The sequence below is a fragment of the Dokdonella aquatica genome, from assembly GCF_051987395.1.
In the GTDB taxonomy this organism is placed as follows: domain Bacteria; phylum Pseudomonadota; class Gammaproteobacteria; order Xanthomonadales; family Rhodanobacteraceae; genus Dokdonella.
In genome coordinates this window covers 3,235,244-3,250,777 of the sequence record NZ_CP197094.1, presented here as the reverse complement: position 1 = coordinate 3,250,777, position 15,534 = coordinate 3,235,244, and the positions used below count along the sequence as shown (strand labels likewise).

Genomic DNA, 15,534 nt, shown 5'->3' with positions numbered 1-15,534 from the left:
TCGGCATCGCCCCGCTGCGAGGGCGATGCCGGAAACCCTTGTCGTGACCCGAACCGAAGACCGCCGCCGCTTCCTCGCCACGCTCGGCGCACTCGCCGCAGCACCGCTGCTGCCCGGCATGATGCGCTCCGCATGGGCCGTCGAGCCGAAGGCCTGGGCAGGCTACGCATCGGCGACCGTCATCGACGCCTGCGGCAGCCCCGGGCGCTACGAGGCCGAACCGTACTCGCGCCTCGATCCGGGTTCGATCGACGACCTGCGCACGTCGGGCCTGACCATGGTCAACATCACGGTCAGCGGCGTCGGCAGCTACGCCGACGACTACGACACCACGATCCGCAACATCGCGTACTGGAACGCGCAGGTCGCCGCGCACCCCGACCGCATGCTCGTGATCCGGCGCGCCGCCGACCTCGTCGAGGCCAAGCGCAGCGGCCGCGTCGGCCTCGGCTTCGCGTTCCAGGACGCCACGCCGATCGGCGAGGACCTCGACCGCGTCGACACGTTCGCGAACCTCGGCGTTCGCGTGTTCCAGCTCACCTACAACCGCCGCAACCTCGTCGGCGACGGCTGCCTCGAACCCGGCAATGCGGGTCTCAGCACGTTCGGCAAGGCGCTCGTCGAGCGCCTCGACGAGCGCAAGCTGCTGATCGACCTCTCGCACGGTGGCGAACGCACGACGCGCGAGGCGATCGCCGCGGCGAAGGGGCCGGTCGCAATCACCCACACGGGTTGCGCGGCGCTCGCCGCCCTGCCGCGCAACAAGACCGATGCCGAGCTCAAGGCCCTCGCCGACAAGGGCGGCGTCGCCGGCATCTACCTGATGCCGTTCCTGCGCAAGGAAGGCCAGCCGGACGCAGACGATCTCGTGCGCCACATCGAGCACGCGGTGAACGTGTGCGGCGAGGACCACGTGGGCATCGGCACCGACGGCACCGTCTCGCCCGTGAAGTTCGACGATGCGTTCCGCAAGAAATTCGCCGACGAGGTCGCGCGCCGGCGCTCGCTCGGCATCTCCGCGCCGGGCGAGCGACCCGATGTCTACACCTTCCTGCCCGACCTCAACCGCGCCGACCGCTTCGCGCGCATCGCCGCGCTGCTCGCCTCGCGCGGGCACTCCGATGCACGCATCGGCAAGATCCTCGGCGGCAACTTCGCGCGCCTGTTCGGCGAGGCGTGGGGCGCCTGACGCGCCTGCCTTCGACGTCCCCCGCCCCCTTCACCCGCTGGAGTCCGACAATGAAGCCCGTCCACGCGTCCATCCTGCTCGCCGTGTTCATGGCCCATCTGCCGCTGGTCGCATCGGCTGCGGAGGCGGACGGGAAGCCCGCTTCCGTGCAGACCAGGCCTGCGCCTGTCGACGTCGAGTACCACGCCCTGCCGGCAGGTCCACTCGCGAACCTGCCGTTCTCGGAGGCCGTACGTGTCGGCAACATGCTCTACCTGTCGGGCGAACTCGGCACGCGCGCAGACGGCAAGCTCGCGTCCGGCGGCATCGAGGCCGAGACGCGCCAGATGATGGACAACATCGGCGCCAAGCTGGCCCGCCACGGCTCGTCGTTCGAGCATGTCGTGCAATGCACGGTGGCGCTGCTCGACATGAAGGAATGGCCGGCGTTCAACACCGTGTACCGCACCTACTTCAAGCAGGGTCGCTACCCCGCGCGCATGGCGTTCGCCGCATCGGGACTCGCGCTCGACGCACGTGTCGAGCTGCAGTGCAACGCGGTCGTGGCGACGGCAGGATGATCGTTTCAGACGAAATATTTCCGGACCCCGACCGCGAACCATGACCACTTGCACATGCGCGGCATCAAAGAGATGATCCGGGGCGCGGCGTGACACCGCCTCGATCGGCGCTCGTTCCGGTCGGAAACCTACTTGGGGAAAAGGAACATGCTCAAGAAACTGCTCCTGGCGGCGGCCTTGTCGGCGGCGCCTGCACTCGCACTCGCGCAAGGCACGATCACGAACGGCGGCGCGAACTACGTGCTGACCACGTCGCACTGGGACGTAACGCCCGAAGCGAACTTCACGGGTGTCGGCACCGGTGATGCGATCTTCGAAGCCGGCTGGTGGTTCCGCATCCAAGGCGACACGCAGGAGACCATCTTCGGAGTACCGACGACACAGAACTACACCGGTGACACGGCCACGATCACGTGGGCCAATGTCGCAACCCGGAACTTCTCGGCGACCAAGACCCACGTCATCGTCGGCGGCGGCGGCAACGGCGAGGTCCGGACGACGATGACCGTGACCAACAACGGGGCATCCACGATCACGCTGCACCTTTTCCAGGCGACGGATTGGGATGTCAACGGTACGGCTGCGGGCGACAGCGCCACGCTCGTCGCGCCCGGCCACATCCGCATCACCGACGGCACGGCGGGTTTCGCCGAATCGCGCACGCCGGACAGCGTGGGCGTGATGGCGAGGCCGTTCGCCGCCACGACCGACGTCTTCGGCCTGCTGGCCGACACCTCGGTGACGAACTTCGACGGCTCGGGACTGCCGTTCACCAATGGTGACATCACCCTCGGCATGCAGTGGACCTTCACGCTCGCGGCGGGTGCATCGGCGACCGCGACGCTGTACTCGTCGTCGAATCGCGATGCGACGCCGGTGCAGTTGCAGCACTTCAGCGTCGACTGATCGTCACGTCACGGGAGCGGTCCTCCCCGCTCCCGTGCGTCGCGCCGGCAACCGGCTCGACGCGAAACCCGACATCGCATGACCTTGGCCGGGGTCGCGATTCTCGCGGGAGTGCCAGAACGATGCACGCCGTCAGCCGTGAAGGCCGGCACGTCGTGCGCGGCCGGTCCGCGACCGCCTCAGGCCTTCCTGACGAACTTCGACTTGAGCATCATCGCGACGCCGTCGACGCGACCCTCGAGGTCGTGGTCACCGTCGACGAGACGGATGCCGCGCACCTTCGTGCCGATCTTGAGCACGTCGGACGATCCGCGCAGCTTGAGGTCCTTGACGATCACGACAGCGTCGCCGTCCTGCAGCACGTTGCCGTTCGCGTCGCGCACGACCGTCACGTCGTCTTCCTCGCCCGCTGCGGCGTGCTGCGGCCATTCGTGGGCGCAGTCGGGACAGATGAAGCTCGCCTCGTCCGGGTAGGTGTTCTGCTGTCCACACGCGGGACAGTCGGGAAGATCGCTCATGCCGGATACCCCTCGGGAAAACCGGCGAGTCTAGCCGCCGGTGTGCCGGGGGTCACTTGGAGAACGGGTTGCGCAGCTTGCTGACGAAGCCGAGCAGCGACTTCTCTTCCTTCGGTGCAGGCGCGTGGCGCGGCGCGCGCGGCGTCCATACCAGCCAGCCGATCGCGTCGTAGGCGTTGACCGTGTCGAACACGTCGTCCATCGACGCACCCGCCGCGGCCGCGATCTCGTGCAGCCGCAACGGCTTCATCATCGCCGCCGAGATGCGCGCGTGGCGCGGGTACTCGGCACGGATCTCGAGCCAGCGCTTGATCGAGAACGTGCCGCCGGGGTCGAGCTGGTTCGCGAGCCGCCCGCCCGAACGCAGCAGGGCGTCGAGCCAGATCAGGCGCTGGTAGGCCTGGGCGGGCTGCTCCTCGCGGATGCGCAGGAGTTCCGCGTTCGTCACCGGACGCCACTCGTGGCGACGCGGCTGGCCGCGGCAATACGCCTCGAGTTGCGCGAGCGTGCCTTCGGAATGGAAGACCTGGTTCTTGGGATCGAGGGTCAGCGAAACGGTGCCTTCCCACTCGATGCGCGAGGGACCGCCGATCAGGTCGCCCGTCATGTACTCGCGCAAGCGGTGCGCGGTACGGTCCTCGCCGAGCGAGCGCTTGGAGGGAGGCAGCAGATTGGGCAGCGCCGACGGCGTGTCGGCGCGACGCGTCTCGGGCTCCTTGGCCGAACGCAGTTCGCTGCGGCGGGTTCCGCCGTCGGTGCCCTCGAAACCGACCGATGCATCGAGATGCCCGGGTGGCTTCAAGTTGGCGAACGGATCGAGCTCCGGATTGCCGCGGATCATGTCCTCGAGGCCGAGCGCGACGTCGACCGCAGGCTTCGACGCCGATGCAGGTCGAGCGGACGGTACCGAGTCGGGATCCGGCGCGAAGTACTGGTTCTGCCTCGGGGGCACGATCTGCGCAGGCGCGACCTCGGTTCCGGTCACCTGGTTGAGCACCTCGAGCACGTTCGCGAGCTTGAACGGGCGGCGCAGCGCGAGGTCGCCCTCGGCGTCGGCACCCGCGTCGCAGACGATCGCGACGCGCACGCCCATCGCCTGGGCGCGTACGCGCGCCATCTGCCCGGAGAAGTCGCCGGCATCGACGACGAGCAGGTCGGCACCGGTCTCCGAACCCCATCGCCATGCATGCGAGAGTTCGTTGACGCCCTTGCGCATGAGCAGGCGCAGGTGGGCGATCTCCTCGTCGGAGACCGCGACCGTGGCGATGATCTTGTCCTGGGTCACGACAGAACGCTCATCCGGCACGGAATCGTGGTGTCGGCATACGCAGCTCCCCCCGGGGCGTATCCATGTGAACGATGCGTCAGGGTGAGCGGTCTTTCCGCGGCCGTCAACGCCATGTGACCACGCCGATGCGCGGGATTCAGCTTCGCGCAGCCGCTGCGGGACGCTTGCGCTTGGGCCGCAGCATCGTGCCGACGCAGGTTTTCGCGCCGCAGCGGCAGGCCCAGATCTTCTTCAGGCGCGGCGTCAGGCGATCCTCGAGCGTGATGCCGTAGTCGTAGGTGAGCTCCTCGCCTTCCGCGATCGGACGCAGCGTCTCGATCAGCACGCGATCGTGCCTGGTGTTGCCCTTGCCGTGCTCCTCGAGCACCGCGCGGCAGTTCGGTTCGCAGCTGTGGTTGATCCAGCGCGCCACGTTGCCGCCCTGGTTGGCGTCGATCACGTAGCGGTCGTTGAGCGTGAACAGGAAGGTGTGGCCCGACTCGGTCGTGTGGCTGTAGAGGCGATCGGCTTGCGCGTGGGTCAGGCGCTCGCCCTGGTACTCGATGACTTCGGTCTCGGCGGGGATGGCGGTCTTGGCGAAGACGCCGTTGCCGTGGATCGGCGAACGGCGCTGCTGGATGCGTCGGGTCATGGAGTCGATCGTGCCGTGTGGAGAGATGCGGAAGCCGCCATCATAAGCGACATGCGCATGAAGGCGTGATGCCGCGATGTTCTGGCGACCGCCCGGGTCCATGCGCGATGATCGCCGCCGATGACGCGCCTGCAACGCAACCTGATCGCGATCGCCACGCTCGCCGTGGCCGCCGTCGCGGTCGCCCTCCAGCCGCGTGACGAACGGGGCGAACCCGCACGTTCCGCTCGGATGCACGCTGCAGGGACACCCGGGTACTACCTCGTCGCGCTGTCGTGGTCGCCGACCTATTGCGAGTCGAACCCCGACGACCGCGAGCAGTGCGGACGCCGAGGCTACGGCTTCGTGCTGCACGGTCTGTGGCCGCAGCACGAGGGTGGCGGTGCACCGCGTGACTGTTCGACGTCACGGTTCCCGGATCGCGCGACGGTCGATCGCGCACTCGCTTTCATGCCGAGCCGCAAGCTCGTGCAGCACCAGTGGCGTGCACACGGCAGCTGCAGCGGACTCGATCCGGCCGACTATTTCGCGGAGTCCGAACGCGCGTTCGCGTCGATCAGGATCCCGCCGGCGTTCGCATCCGGCATGCGACCGTCGCCGATGCGCGCCGAGGCGATCCGTGCCGCGTTCGTCGAGGCCAATCCGACGTTGCGCACCGACATGCTCGCGGTGACGTGCCGCTCGCGCGACCTCGCCGAGGTGCGCGTGTGCGTCGATCGCGATCTCGCGCCGCGACGCTGCGGGCGCGACGTCGGCATGCGCTGTCCGCGCGACGCGGCGATCCGCATTCCGGCATCGCGCTGAAGGCCGGGCGCGTCGCGCCCGGCCCGGTCTCGCTCAGCAGCAGCCGTCGCCGCCCTTGACCGTGTGCGCATGACTTGCGGCGACGCCCTGGGTGAGGCCCTGCTCGCTCGCCAGGAAATGATCGGCGATGACCTTGGCCACGCAGGCGCTGACGCGCTTGCCGGTCGGGATGTGCAGGAACTCGTTCGGACCGTGCGCGTTCGAGTGCGGGCCGAGTACGCCGGTGATCAGGAACTGCGCGCCGGGAAACTTCTCGCCGAGCATGCCCATGAACGGAATCGAGCCGCCCTCGCCCATGTAGGCCGGCGGCGGACCGAAGAACGTGCGCGAGGCCTCGTCGACCGACTTCTCGAGCCACGACGACAGCGCCGGCGCGTTCCAGCCGCTGCCGGCCTTCTCGAGCTGGAACGTCACCTTGGCACCGTACGGCGGATCCTTCTCGAGCAGGTTCTTGAGGAACTCGCCGGCCTTGACCGCATCGGCCGTCGGCGGCAGGCGCAGGCTCAGCTTGAACGCCGTGAAAGGACGCAGCACGTTGCCCGCCGAGTCCAGCGCCGGCAGGCCGCCGACGCCGGTGATCGACAGCGCCGGGCGCCAGGTGCGGTTGAGCACGAGCTCGGCGATGTCGTCGTTCATCGGCGTCATGCCGTCGACGAACGGGAACTTCGAGAACACGTCGTCGCCGAGCACTTCCGCGCTGCGCTTCGCCTGCTCGATGCGCTGGGCCGGGATCTCGACGTGCAGCTCGCCGGGAAGGATGCGGCCGGTGGCCTCGTCCTCGAGGCGCGACAGCACGTGGCGCAGGATGCGGAAGCTCGACGCGACGACGCCGGAGGCATCACCCGAATGCACGCCTTCCTCGAGCACGTCCACGCGCAGGTTGCCGCCGGTCATGCCGCGCAGCGACGTGGTCAGCCACATCTGCTCGTAGTTGCCGCAGCCCGAATCCAGGCACACGATCAGCGACGGCTTGCCGATGCGCGCGGCAAGGTGATCGACGTAATACGGCAGGTCGTAGCTGCCCGACTCCTCGCAGGCCTCGATCATGATCACGCAGCGCGCGTGCGGCAGCTTCTGCGCCTGCAGCGCGAGGATCGCGGCCAGCGAGCCGAAGATCGCGTAGCCGTCGTCGGCGCCGCCGCGGCCGTAGAGCTTGTCGCCCTCGATGACCGGCTTCCACGGACCGAGGTGTTCGGCCCAGCCCGTCATCTCGGGCTGCTTGTCGAGGTGGCCGTACAGCAGCACGCAGTCGTCGCCCTGGCCCGGCACCTCGATGAAGATCAGCGGCGTGCGGCCTTCGAGGCGCACGACCTCGATCGTCATGCCCGGGATCGGCTGGCCCTTGGCCCAGATCTCCATGAGGGCGACGGCCTGGTCCATGTAGCCGTGCTCGGCCCACTGCGCGTCGAACATCGGCGACTTGTTCGGGATGCGGATGTACTCGACGAGCTGCGGGACGATCTGCTCGTCCCAGAGGCCACCGACGAAGTCGCTGATCTGGCGTGAATCCATGGGTTCTCCTGCCGCGCGTGAGGCGCGCCGGTTGGTGAAAACCGGAGATTCTACTCCTGCCCCCGCGAAGGCGCCCTCCCGCGTAGGAAAACGCCTACGCGACGCGACCATGGGTACTGACGCACGCACGCGACGGACCGCGGACGCGTGGCGCACGGCGGATACCGAGACTGTGCTGGCCGGGACACGACACCCGGTCCCGCAAGCCCATTCCGCACTCGTCCAAGGAGATCCACCATGAAACTCATGTCCCTGCTCGGCGCCGCCGTGCTCGCCCTCGCGCTCGCGTTCCCGGCCTTCGCCGCCGGCCCGGTCGACATCAACACGGCCAGCGCGCAGGAGATCGCCGACGGCCTCCACGGCATCGGCCTCAGCAAGGCCGAGGCGATCGTCGCCTACCGCGATGCGCATGGCCCGTTCGCCAGCGCCGACGAGCTCGTGAACGTCAAGGGCGTCGGCGACAAGACCGTCGAGCGCAACCGCGAGGTGATCGTCATCGGCGGCAAGGCGGCCAAGCCGGGCAAGGCGAAGGTCGCGTCGACCGAGTGATCCGATTCACGTACTGCCCTGGGGGACGCGAAAGGGCCGCGGCACGGATGCCGCGGCCCTTTCCACTGACCCGTCCCGGACACGCGGCGACCCGATCCGTCGTCGCGCCCCGCAGGCTCAGGCCGCCGATACGCGACGCGCGCGGACCTCGCCCGAGCGTGCGCGCTCGAGCGCCGCGGTGACGTCACGCACGAGGTCACCCTCGTCCTCGATGCCGACCGAAAGGCGCAGCAGGCCGTCGCCGATGCCGGCACGCTGGCGCGCCTCGGGTGCCATCGCGGCATGCGTCATGCCGGCCGGATGGCAGACCAGGCTCTCGACGCCACCGAGCGATTCGGCCAGCGTGAAGCACTGCAGGCCTTCGACGAAGCGCCGCGCCGCCTCGGTGCCGCCGGCGAGCTCGAAGCTCAGCATCGCGCCGAAACCGGCCTGCTGACGCTGCGCGAGCGCATGACCCGGATGCGTCGCCAGACCCGGGTAGTGCACGATCGAGACCGCGTCGTCGCCATCGAGCAGGTCGGCGAGCACGCGCGCATTCGCCTCGTGCAAGGCGAGGCGTGCCTTGAGCGTGCGCAGGCCGCGCAGGGTCAGGTAGCTGTCGAACGGCGCGCCGGACAGGCCCAGGCAGTTGCTCCACCAGGCGAGCTGCTCGCCGAGCGCGGCGTCACGCCACAGCACGGCACCGCCGACGACATCGGAGTGGCCGTTGATGTACTTGGTCGTCGAGTGCACGACGATGTCGGCGCCGAACGCGAACGGTCGCTGCAGGATCGGCGACAGGAACGTGTTGTCGACCACGGTCAGCGCGTCGACCGCGTGCGCGGCCTCGACGACGTGGCGGATGTCGGTGATGCGCAGCAGAGGATTCGACGGCGTCTCGATCCAGACGAGACGCGGGTTCTCGGCCAGCGCAGCGGCGAGCGCGAGCGGATCGTGGAAGTCGACGAACGCGACGCGGTACAGGCCGCGTTTCGCCTGCGCGTTGAACAAGCGCCACGTGCCGCCGTAGCAGTCGTGCGGCGCGACGAGCAGGTCGCCGGGCTGCAGCAGCGCGGTGACGAGGCTGACCGCGGCCATGCCGGTCGCCGTGACGACACCGCCCACGCCGCCTTCGAGGTCGGCGAGCGCGTGGGCGAGGATGTCGCGGGTCGGGTTGCCCGAGCGCGAGTAGTCGTAGGCGCGCTTTTCGCCGAAGCCCGCGAAGCTGAAGTTCGTCGACAGCACGAGCGGCGGCATCACGGCACCGTACGCCGTGTCGGTATCGACGCCCGCTCGGACGGCCAGCGTGGCCGGATCGAAAGCACTCATGCCGTCACCTCCTTTTCGAGAACATCGGTGAGGATCGCCGCGATCGCGCCGTCCTCCTTGAGGAATGCGTCGTGGCCGTAGCGCGACGCCACGGTCGCGAGCGTGCCGCGCTCCCCGAGCGCGTCGACGAAGATCTGTGCGAGCTGCGGCGGCACGATGAGGTCGTCATCGATCGCGACCACCGTGGTCGGCACGCGGATCGATGCGGGGTCGCAGACGTGCGCGTCGAGCGACGCCGACAGGCACAGGAAGCTCGCAGGCGGGAAACGCTGGGCGAAGCGCTCGCCGTGCGCACCGAGCCAGCCGAGCACGCCGTCCGCGGCGCCGAGCTCGCCGAAGCGCTCCTCGAGCTCGCGTGGCGTGCGGTAGCCGAGCACGGCGATCTGGCGCGCCCGTGCCAGCGCCTCGCGCTTGGCCGAAGCGCCTTCGGCCGCCTCGATGCCGGCGCGCTGCAGCGTGCGCAGCGCGAGCGCCCACGGGCTCGCGCGGTGCGCGGCGCCGATCACGACGAGCCGACCGAGTCGACCCGCGAGTTGCACGGCCAGATGCTGCCCGACGCAGGCGCCGTACGAGGCACCGACGATCGCCTCGACGCGCGCGATGCCGAGGTGGTTGAGCACGGCAAGCAGCGCGTGGGCCTGGTCGCGGCTGTCGATCGCGGGGAACGCCTCGCCTTCGGCCGGTCCGCTGGAGCGGTCGGCGCCGCCGAGCCAGTCGATCGAGACGAGGCGGCGTTCGCGCGGGTCGAGCGTACGACCCTCGCCGCATTGCTCCTTCCACCAGCTGCCGATGTTGCGGCCGGCCGAGATGCCGCCGAGCACGACGACGACGGGCGCGTCGGCGCGGCCCCAGTCCTGCCACGCGACATCGACCGATGCGAGGCGCACGCCGCTCGCGAGCGCGAAATCGTGGAGGGTCAGGATGCCGGCATCGAGGCGCGTCGTCGCGCCGTCGGAATCCTGATCGTTTCGCAGTAGTGCCGCCATGATGCTCTCCGGATGACGAAACGGGAGCGGCGGCCTGCGCGAGGAAGGCAGCTCATCTCCCGGGTAGAACCCGCTGGAGTTGGCACCGTGCAGCACGAATGCTGTGGTTGCCTCGGCATCACAGGGCCAGCCCCTCCGCCGATCTCGATGAGTTCGGCGACTTTAGTTTCGTCATCACGGGACGTCAAGACGTATGGACGTCCATATCCCCAATCATCATAACCACGTCAGGCGACGTGGAGCACCGCATGCAGCGGCGCGGCAACCTCCCAGCGCGCGCGGCCACCGAGCGCATCGAGCTCGACGAGAACCGCCCCGCCGACGACCGTGCCCCCCCGCTTCCGCGACGAGACGGACCGCCGCGGCGAGCGTGCCGCCCGTCGCGAGCACGTCGTCGACGAGCAGCACGCGGATGCGTCCTGCGAACGCATCCGCATGCACCTCGATGCGGTCGCTGCCGTACTCGAGCGCGTAGTCGACGCCGAGCGTCGCCGCCGGCAGCTTGCCGGGCTTGCGCAGCGGCACGAAGCCGCAGCCGAGTGAGAGCGCGGCGGCCGCGCCGAACACGAAGCCGCGCGCCTCGATGCCCGCGACCACGTCGACACCCGCGTCGCGGAACGGTGCGACGAGGCGCGCGATCGCGTCGGCGAACGCGGCCGGGTCGGCGAGCAGCGGCGTGACGTCCTTGAACGCGATGCCCGGCGAGGGGAAATCGGCGATGTCGCGCAGACAGGCGTGCAGGTCCATCACGCATCCTCCGGATCGTTGCCGACATCGGGCTCGGCGACCGGCGCGGGCCGGTACGAGCCGATGAAGATGCCGACCAGTGACAGGCCGACGCCGGCCCAGTCGAGCATGCGGGTCGGGCGGTCGAACAACAGCACGTCGAACACGAACGACAGCGCGGGCTGCATGAGCAGCAGCAGGCCGACCATCGAGGCCGGCAGGTGCGGCATCGCACGCAGCAGCAGGATCCAGCCGAGCACCTGGCCGACCAGCGCCAGCCCGATCAGCGACCACCAGGCCTGTGCCGTCGGGATCGCGAGGCTGCCCCCTTCGCCCAGCGCGGCGAGACCGAGCAGCGCGGCGCACAGCAGCGAGCTCACGCACAGCAGCTGCGCCGGCGCGAGCGGCACCTTGCCGCTGCGCTGGGCGTGGCGCGTCGTGAGCAGGTAGACCGCGTAGGCGAGGCCGGTCGTGATGCCGAGGATCACGCCGAGGCGGTAGCGCTCACCGACCTGCGACCACTCCGGACCGACCAGCAGGTACAGCCCCACCATCGCGAGCACGACGCCCGCGAGGAACGCCACGCCGAGGCGCTCGCGGTAGATCAGCCAGCCCGCCAGCGCCATGACGAACACCTGGAAGTTGCCGAGCAGCGTGGCGAGACCGGGCCCGATGTAGAGGATGCTCCGGTGCCACATCATGAGGTCGACCGCGAACGCGACCGCAGGCACCAGCAGCCACGCGATCCACGACAGCTTCACCGGCGTCCAGCGCCGCAGCGCGAGCAGGCCCAGCAGCAGGATGCCGCCGCCGAAGGCCATGCGGTAGAACGCCGAGACGGTCGGACCGACGTCGGCGAGCTTGACGAACAGGCTGGTCGTGCTGATGAGCACGGCCCCGCCGGTCATCTCGACGAGGGCACGCCGCGGCAGCGGCGCGTGGACGGCAACGGTCATGGGCGGATCCGGAAAAGGAAAGGAGGGCGGGATTGGTCAGCCCGCAGCGGGCGCCAGACTGCCGTCGAGGTCGTCTTCGACGGCGTCGCGCGCCTCGCTCAACGCCGCATCGACCTCGGCGGCGAGCGGCGCGGCGCGCTCGACATCGATGTCGGCGACCATCACGTGGACGAGGTCGGCGACCTGCAGTTCACCCATTGCACCGGCGAGATAGTGCCCGCTCACGAACGCGGGAATGCCGGCCTGCTCGAGGACACCCTTGACGAGGTTCGCATCGATGATGGTCGCGGCGCGGTAGACGATCTGCATGCGGGGGATCCGGGGCGTCTCGCGAACGCTACCGGAAGACCCGGCGTGCGACAAACGGTCCGTGCACGGACGTGCCGACGCGCTATGATCGCCCGCACCGGGGGAGACGGCGCGCGCGAGCGCATCGGCGGGACGTGCGGCGGCAAGGTGTCGCCGGGGACGGTCGCGGCACCCATCTGCTCGACCACGGCCGAGGACGGCCTCCACGCCCACGCGAGCCTGTTGCGCCGATGACCGTCCACCTCACCGACGATGCCCTGGCGGACCGCATCCGCGAGTGCCTCATTGAACTGCTGCTCGCACGCGGCGCGGGCCGCACGATCGCACTCAGCGAAGCGGCCCAGGCCGTATCGATGCGCATCGGCTACCACTGGCGCGACCTCATGCGCCCGGTGCGCACGGTCGCCGCGATGCTCGCCGAGGCCGGCACGATCGAGGCGTTGCAGCACGAGGTGGTCGTCGACGTGCGCGATGCACGCGGACCGGTACGGCTGCGCCTGCGCACCCTGCCCGGCCAGCGCAGCCGCTGAAGCCGCCACCCGGGCTCGGTTGTCGGCCCGCCACCGCCCGCCCTACACTGCGCGGCTTGTCTTCACGGAACGCGGCGCAGGCCGCCCTCGCGCATGACCGACGCCGCCAGCACGCCCAACAACTTCATCCGCCAGATCGTCAGCGACGACCGCGCCGGCGGCAAGCACGACGGCCGCGTCGGCACGCGCTTCCCGCCCGAGCCGAACGGCTACCTGCATCTCGGCCACGCCAAGAGCATCTGCCTCAACTTCGGCATCTCGCGCGATTTCGCCGGCACCTGCAACCTGCGCTTCGACGACACCAATCCCGCCAAGGAGGACGTCGAGTACGTCGAGGCGATCAAGGACGACGTGCGCTGGCTCGGTTTCGACTGGGCCGAGCTGCGCCACGCCTCGGACTACTTCGAGGTGTTCTACCGCAGCGCGATCAAGCTCATCGAGGACGGCAAGGCCTACGTCTGCGACCTCAGCGCCGACGAGGTACGCGCCTACCGCGGCACGCTGACCGAGCCGGGCCGCAACTCGCCGTTCCGCGACCGCACGGTCGAGGAGAACCTCGACCTGTTCCGCCGCATGCGCGCGGGCGAGTTCGCCGACGGCGCGCGCACGCTGCGCGCGAAGATCGACATGGCGTCGGGCAACATCAACCTGCGCGATCCGGCGATCTACCGCATCCGCAAGCTGACGCACCAGAACACCGGCGATGCGTGGCCGATCTACCCGATGTACGACTACGCGCATTGCCTTTCCGACGCGATCGAGGGCATCACGCACTCGCTGTGCACGCTCGAGTTCGAGGACCACCGCCCGCTCTACGACTGGTGCCTCGACCACGTCGACCTGCCCGGCCATCCCGAGCTGACCGAATCGGTGCGTGCGGCGGGGTTCGCCTGCGTGCCGGGTCGACCGCAGCAGATCGAGTTCGCGCGCGGCAACCTCGACTACACGGTCATGAGCAAGCGCAAGCTCATGGCGCTCGTGCAGGACGGCCTCGTCGACGGCTGGGACGACCCGCGCATGCCCACGCTCTCGGGCGCGCGCCGCCGCGGTTTCCCGGCAGCCGCGATCCGCGCGTTCTGGGAGCGCGCCGGCGTCACCAAGCAGAACTCGGTGATCGAATACGGCGTGCTCGAAGGCTGCGTGCGCGACGAGCTCGACGGCAGCGCGGCCCGCCGCCTCGCCGTGATCGATCCGCTGCGCCTCGTGCTGACCAACCTGCCGGAAGGCCACGTCGAGACGCTGTCGTTCCCGAACCATCCCAAGAACGAAGCGTTCGGCATGCGCGACGTGCCGTTCTCGCGCGAGCTGTGGATCGAGCGCGAGGATTTCATGGCCGAGCCCGTCAAGGGCTTCCATCGCCTCGTGCCGGGCGGCGAAGTGCGCCTGCGTGGCGTCGGCATCGTGCGCTGCGACGAGGTCGTGCGCAGCGACGACGGCACGATCACGGAACTGCGCTGTTCGCTCGACGCGACCACACGCCCCGGCGAAGCCGGCGCCGACCGCAAGGTCAAGGGCACGATCCACTGGGTCGACGCGACGCGCGCCGTCGCCGCCGACGTGCGCCTCTACGACCGCCTGTTCGACGTGCCCGATCCCGACGACGACACCGACGGCAAGACCTACCGCGACCACCTCAACCCGAACTCGCGCCGCATCGTACGCGCGTGGCTGGAGCCGTCGCTCGGCGACGTCGCCGCCGAGTCGGTATGGCAGTTCGAGCGCCTCGGCTACTTCGTCGCCGACCGCCGCGACCACGCTGCGGGTGCGCCCGTGTTCAACCGCGTCGTCACGCTGCGCGACGCGTGGGCCAAGGCGGCAGGCAAGTAACGTGTTCCGGCCCGCGCTGCCGCGCCTGCTCGCGACGCTCGTGCTCGGCCTGCTGCTCGGCGCCTGCGCGTCGGCTGGCCCTGCGCAAGCCGATGCGCCGCCCGGCGAGGTGGATGCGAACTGTCGCGTCGACGCCGACTGCGCGGTCAAGGATGTCGGCAACTGCTGCGGTTACTACCCGGCCTGCGTGAACAAGGCCAGCCCGACCTTCCCCGAACGCGTGCGCGCGGCCTGCGCAAAATCGGGCATGGCCGGGATCTGCGGCTTCCCCGACATCCAGGGCTGCGCCTGCGTGGCCGGCCGCTGCACCGATGCCGCCAACGCCGGCAAGGAATGACATGAACGACTCCGCTTCCGTGCCTTCGACGTTCCCGCTGCGCGTCGCGCTCGAGCTGCCGGCCTGGCTGCAGGACGAGATCGCCGGCGGCGTGCACGCGGCCGATGCCGAAGCGCAGGTCGCGTTCGCGATCCGCCTCGCGCGCCGCAACGTGCAGGAGCGTTCGGGCGGTCCGTTCGGCGCGGCGATCTTCGACGGCGCCGGCCACCTCGTCGCCGCGGGCGTCAACCGCGTCGTGCCGCAGAACTGTTCGGTCGCGCACGCCGAGGTCATGGCCTTCATGGCCGCACAGGCCGCGACGGGCCGCTTCCGCCTCAATGACGACGGCGGCCGCTACACGCTCGCCACGAGCGCGCAGCCCTGCGCGATGTGCTACGGCGCGAGCATCTGGGCCGGCATCGACGAGGTGCTCATCGGCGCACGCGCCGAGGACGTCATGGCCTTGAGCGAGTTCGACGAAGGCCCGATGCCGGCCGACTGGGTCGGCGAACTCGAGAAACGCGGCATCCGCGTGCAGCGCGACGTGCTGCGCGACGCCGCCTGCGACGTGTTCCGCCTCTACCGCGGCCACGATGGCGCGGCGTACTGAGCGCCGTGC

Annotated in this window: 17 protein-coding genes, 1 pseudogene and 1 riboswitch; of the genes and pseudogenes, 9 read left to right on the top strand and 9 right to left on the bottom strand. The window is 69.7% G+C overall.

Going from position 1 to position 15,534, the window contains the following annotated elements; genetic code table 11:
- Window positions 1–43: 43 nt before the first annotated feature.
- The 3 genes from ACQQ2N_RS14600 (at window position 44) to ACQQ2N_RS14590 (ending at window position 2,655) form a co-directional block, all read left to right on the top strand.
- Entirely contained in the window at window positions 44–1,189 is a 1,146-nt protein-coding gene (locus ACQQ2N_RS14600; protein ID WP_440222309.1) for a dipeptidase, read from the top strand.
- Between the two features lie 50 nt (window positions 1,190–1,239).
- A complete protein-coding gene (locus tag ACQQ2N_RS14595) occupies window positions 1,240–1,749 on the top strand; it encodes a RidA family protein (RefSeq protein ID WP_440222308.1) in 510 nt (169 codons plus the stop codon).
- A 147-nt stretch (window positions 1,750–1,896) separates the two neighbouring features.
- Window positions 1,897–2,655, top strand: coding sequence for a hypothetical protein (locus ACQQ2N_RS14590; RefSeq protein WP_440222307.1), 759 nt, complete (start codon window positions 1,897–1,899; stop codon window positions 2,653–2,655).
- A gap of 179 nt (window positions 2,656–2,834) precedes the next feature.
- Here ACQQ2N_RS14590 and ACQQ2N_RS14585 read toward each other — a convergent pair whose 3' ends face one another.
- From ACQQ2N_RS14585 to ACQQ2N_RS14575, 3 genes are all read right to left on the bottom strand, one after another.
- Complete coding sequence (locus ACQQ2N_RS14585; protein ID WP_440222306.1) at window positions 2,835–3,173, bottom strand: zinc ribbon domain-containing protein YjdM; 339 nt, start codon at window positions 3,171–3,173, stop codon at window positions 2,835–2,837.
- A 52-nt stretch (window positions 3,174–3,225) separates the two neighbouring features.
- Window positions 3,226–4,458, bottom strand: a complete 1,233-nt coding sequence (locus ACQQ2N_RS14580; RefSeq protein WP_440222305.1) for a hypothetical protein — start codon at window positions 4,456–4,458, stop codon at window positions 3,226–3,228.
- Between the two features lie 139 nt (window positions 4,459–4,597).
- Window positions 4,598–5,092, bottom strand: a complete 495-nt coding sequence (locus ACQQ2N_RS14575) for an SET domain-containing protein (protein WP_440222304.1) — start codon at window positions 5,090–5,092, stop codon at window positions 4,598–4,600.
- A gap of 120 nt (window positions 5,093–5,212) precedes the next feature.
- On the opposite strand from ACQQ2N_RS14575, the gene ACQQ2N_RS14570 reads away from it, so the two are divergent.
- The gene (locus tag ACQQ2N_RS14570; RefSeq protein ID WP_440222303.1) at window positions 5,213–5,896 is read left to right on the top strand and encodes a ribonuclease T2 family protein; all 684 of its coding nucleotides are present in this window, start codon (window positions 5,213–5,215) and stop codon (window positions 5,894–5,896) included.
- A 33-nt stretch (window positions 5,897–5,929) separates the two neighbouring features.
- Here ACQQ2N_RS14570 and ACQQ2N_RS14565 read toward each other — a convergent pair whose 3' ends face one another.
- A complete protein-coding gene (locus ACQQ2N_RS14565; RefSeq protein WP_440222302.1) occupies window positions 5,930–7,408 on the bottom strand; it encodes a M20 family metallopeptidase in 1,479 nt (492 codons plus the stop codon).
- 237 nt (window positions 7,409–7,645) lie between these two features.
- On the opposite strand from ACQQ2N_RS14565, the gene ACQQ2N_RS14560 reads away from it, so the two are divergent.
- Entirely contained in the window at window positions 7,646–7,957 is a 312-nt protein-coding gene (locus ACQQ2N_RS14560) for a ComEA family DNA-binding protein (protein WP_440222301.1), read from the top strand.
- A 117-nt stretch (window positions 7,958–8,074) separates the two neighbouring features.
- Here ACQQ2N_RS14560 and metB read toward each other — a convergent pair whose 3' ends face one another.
- The 5 genes and pseudogenes from metB to ACQQ2N_RS14535 all read right to left on the bottom strand — a co-directional run bounded on the left by metB (window position 8,075) and on the right by ACQQ2N_RS14535 (window position 12,242).
- The gene (gene metB / locus ACQQ2N_RS14555) at window positions 8,075–9,265 is read right to left on the bottom strand and encodes a cystathionine gamma-synthase (RefSeq protein WP_440222300.1); all 1,191 of its coding nucleotides are present in this window, start codon (window positions 9,263–9,265) and stop codon (window positions 8,075–8,077) included.
- A complete protein-coding gene (locus ACQQ2N_RS14550) occupies window positions 9,262–10,251 on the bottom strand; it encodes an alpha/beta fold hydrolase (protein ID WP_440222299.1) in 990 nt (329 codons plus the stop codon). Before ACQQ2N_RS14550 ends, metB begins: the two co-directional genes overlap by 4 nt.
- Window positions 10,252–10,300: 49 nt before the next feature.
- A riboswitch (SAM riboswitch) is annotated at window positions 10,301–10,405 on the bottom strand.
- Window positions 10,406–10,478: 73 nt separating this feature from the next.
- Window positions 10,479–10,998, bottom strand: a pseudogene (locus tag ACQQ2N_RS14545) (adenine phosphoribosyltransferase).
- Window positions 10,998–11,933: a DMT family transporter gene (locus ACQQ2N_RS14540; protein ID WP_440222298.1), complete on the bottom strand. Its 936-nt coding sequence runs from the start codon at window positions 11,931–11,933 to the stop codon at window positions 10,998–11,000. The pseudogene ACQQ2N_RS14545 and the gene ACQQ2N_RS14540 overlap by 1 nt, the downstream one beginning before the upstream one ends.
- A 36-nt stretch (window positions 11,934–11,969) precedes the next feature.
- On the bottom strand, window positions 11,970–12,242 hold the full coding sequence (locus tag ACQQ2N_RS14535) for a putative signal transducing protein (RefSeq protein ID WP_440222297.1): 273 nt from the start codon (window positions 12,240–12,242) through the stop codon (window positions 11,970–11,972).
- A 230-nt stretch (window positions 12,243–12,472) separates the two neighbouring features.
- Between ACQQ2N_RS14535 and ACQQ2N_RS14530 the strand changes: the two genes are divergently transcribed.
- The 4 genes from ACQQ2N_RS14530 (at window position 12,473) to ACQQ2N_RS14515 (ending at window position 15,525) form a co-directional block, all read left to right on the top strand.
- On the top strand, window positions 12,473–12,772 hold the full coding sequence (locus tag ACQQ2N_RS14530; protein WP_440222296.1) for a DUF3253 domain-containing protein: 300 nt from the start codon (window positions 12,473–12,475) through the stop codon (window positions 12,770–12,772).
- Window positions 12,773–12,865: 93 nt separating this feature from the next.
- Window positions 12,866–14,599 carry a glutamine--tRNA ligase/YqeY domain fusion protein gene (locus ACQQ2N_RS14525; protein ID WP_440222295.1) on the top strand — a complete coding sequence of 578 codons (1,734 nt, stop codon included), beginning with the start codon at window positions 12,866–12,868 and terminating at the stop codon, window positions 14,597–14,599.
- A 1-nt stretch (window position 14,600) separates the two neighbouring features.
- Entirely contained in the window at window positions 14,601–14,936 is a 336-nt protein-coding gene (locus tag ACQQ2N_RS14520; protein ID WP_440222294.1) for a hypothetical protein, read from the top strand.
- 1 nt (window position 14,937) lies between these two features.
- Window positions 14,938–15,525: a nucleoside deaminase gene (locus tag ACQQ2N_RS14515; RefSeq protein ID WP_440222293.1), complete on the top strand. Its 588-nt coding sequence runs from the start codon at window positions 14,938–14,940 to the stop codon at window positions 15,523–15,525.
- Window positions 15,526–15,534: the final 9 nt, after the last annotated feature.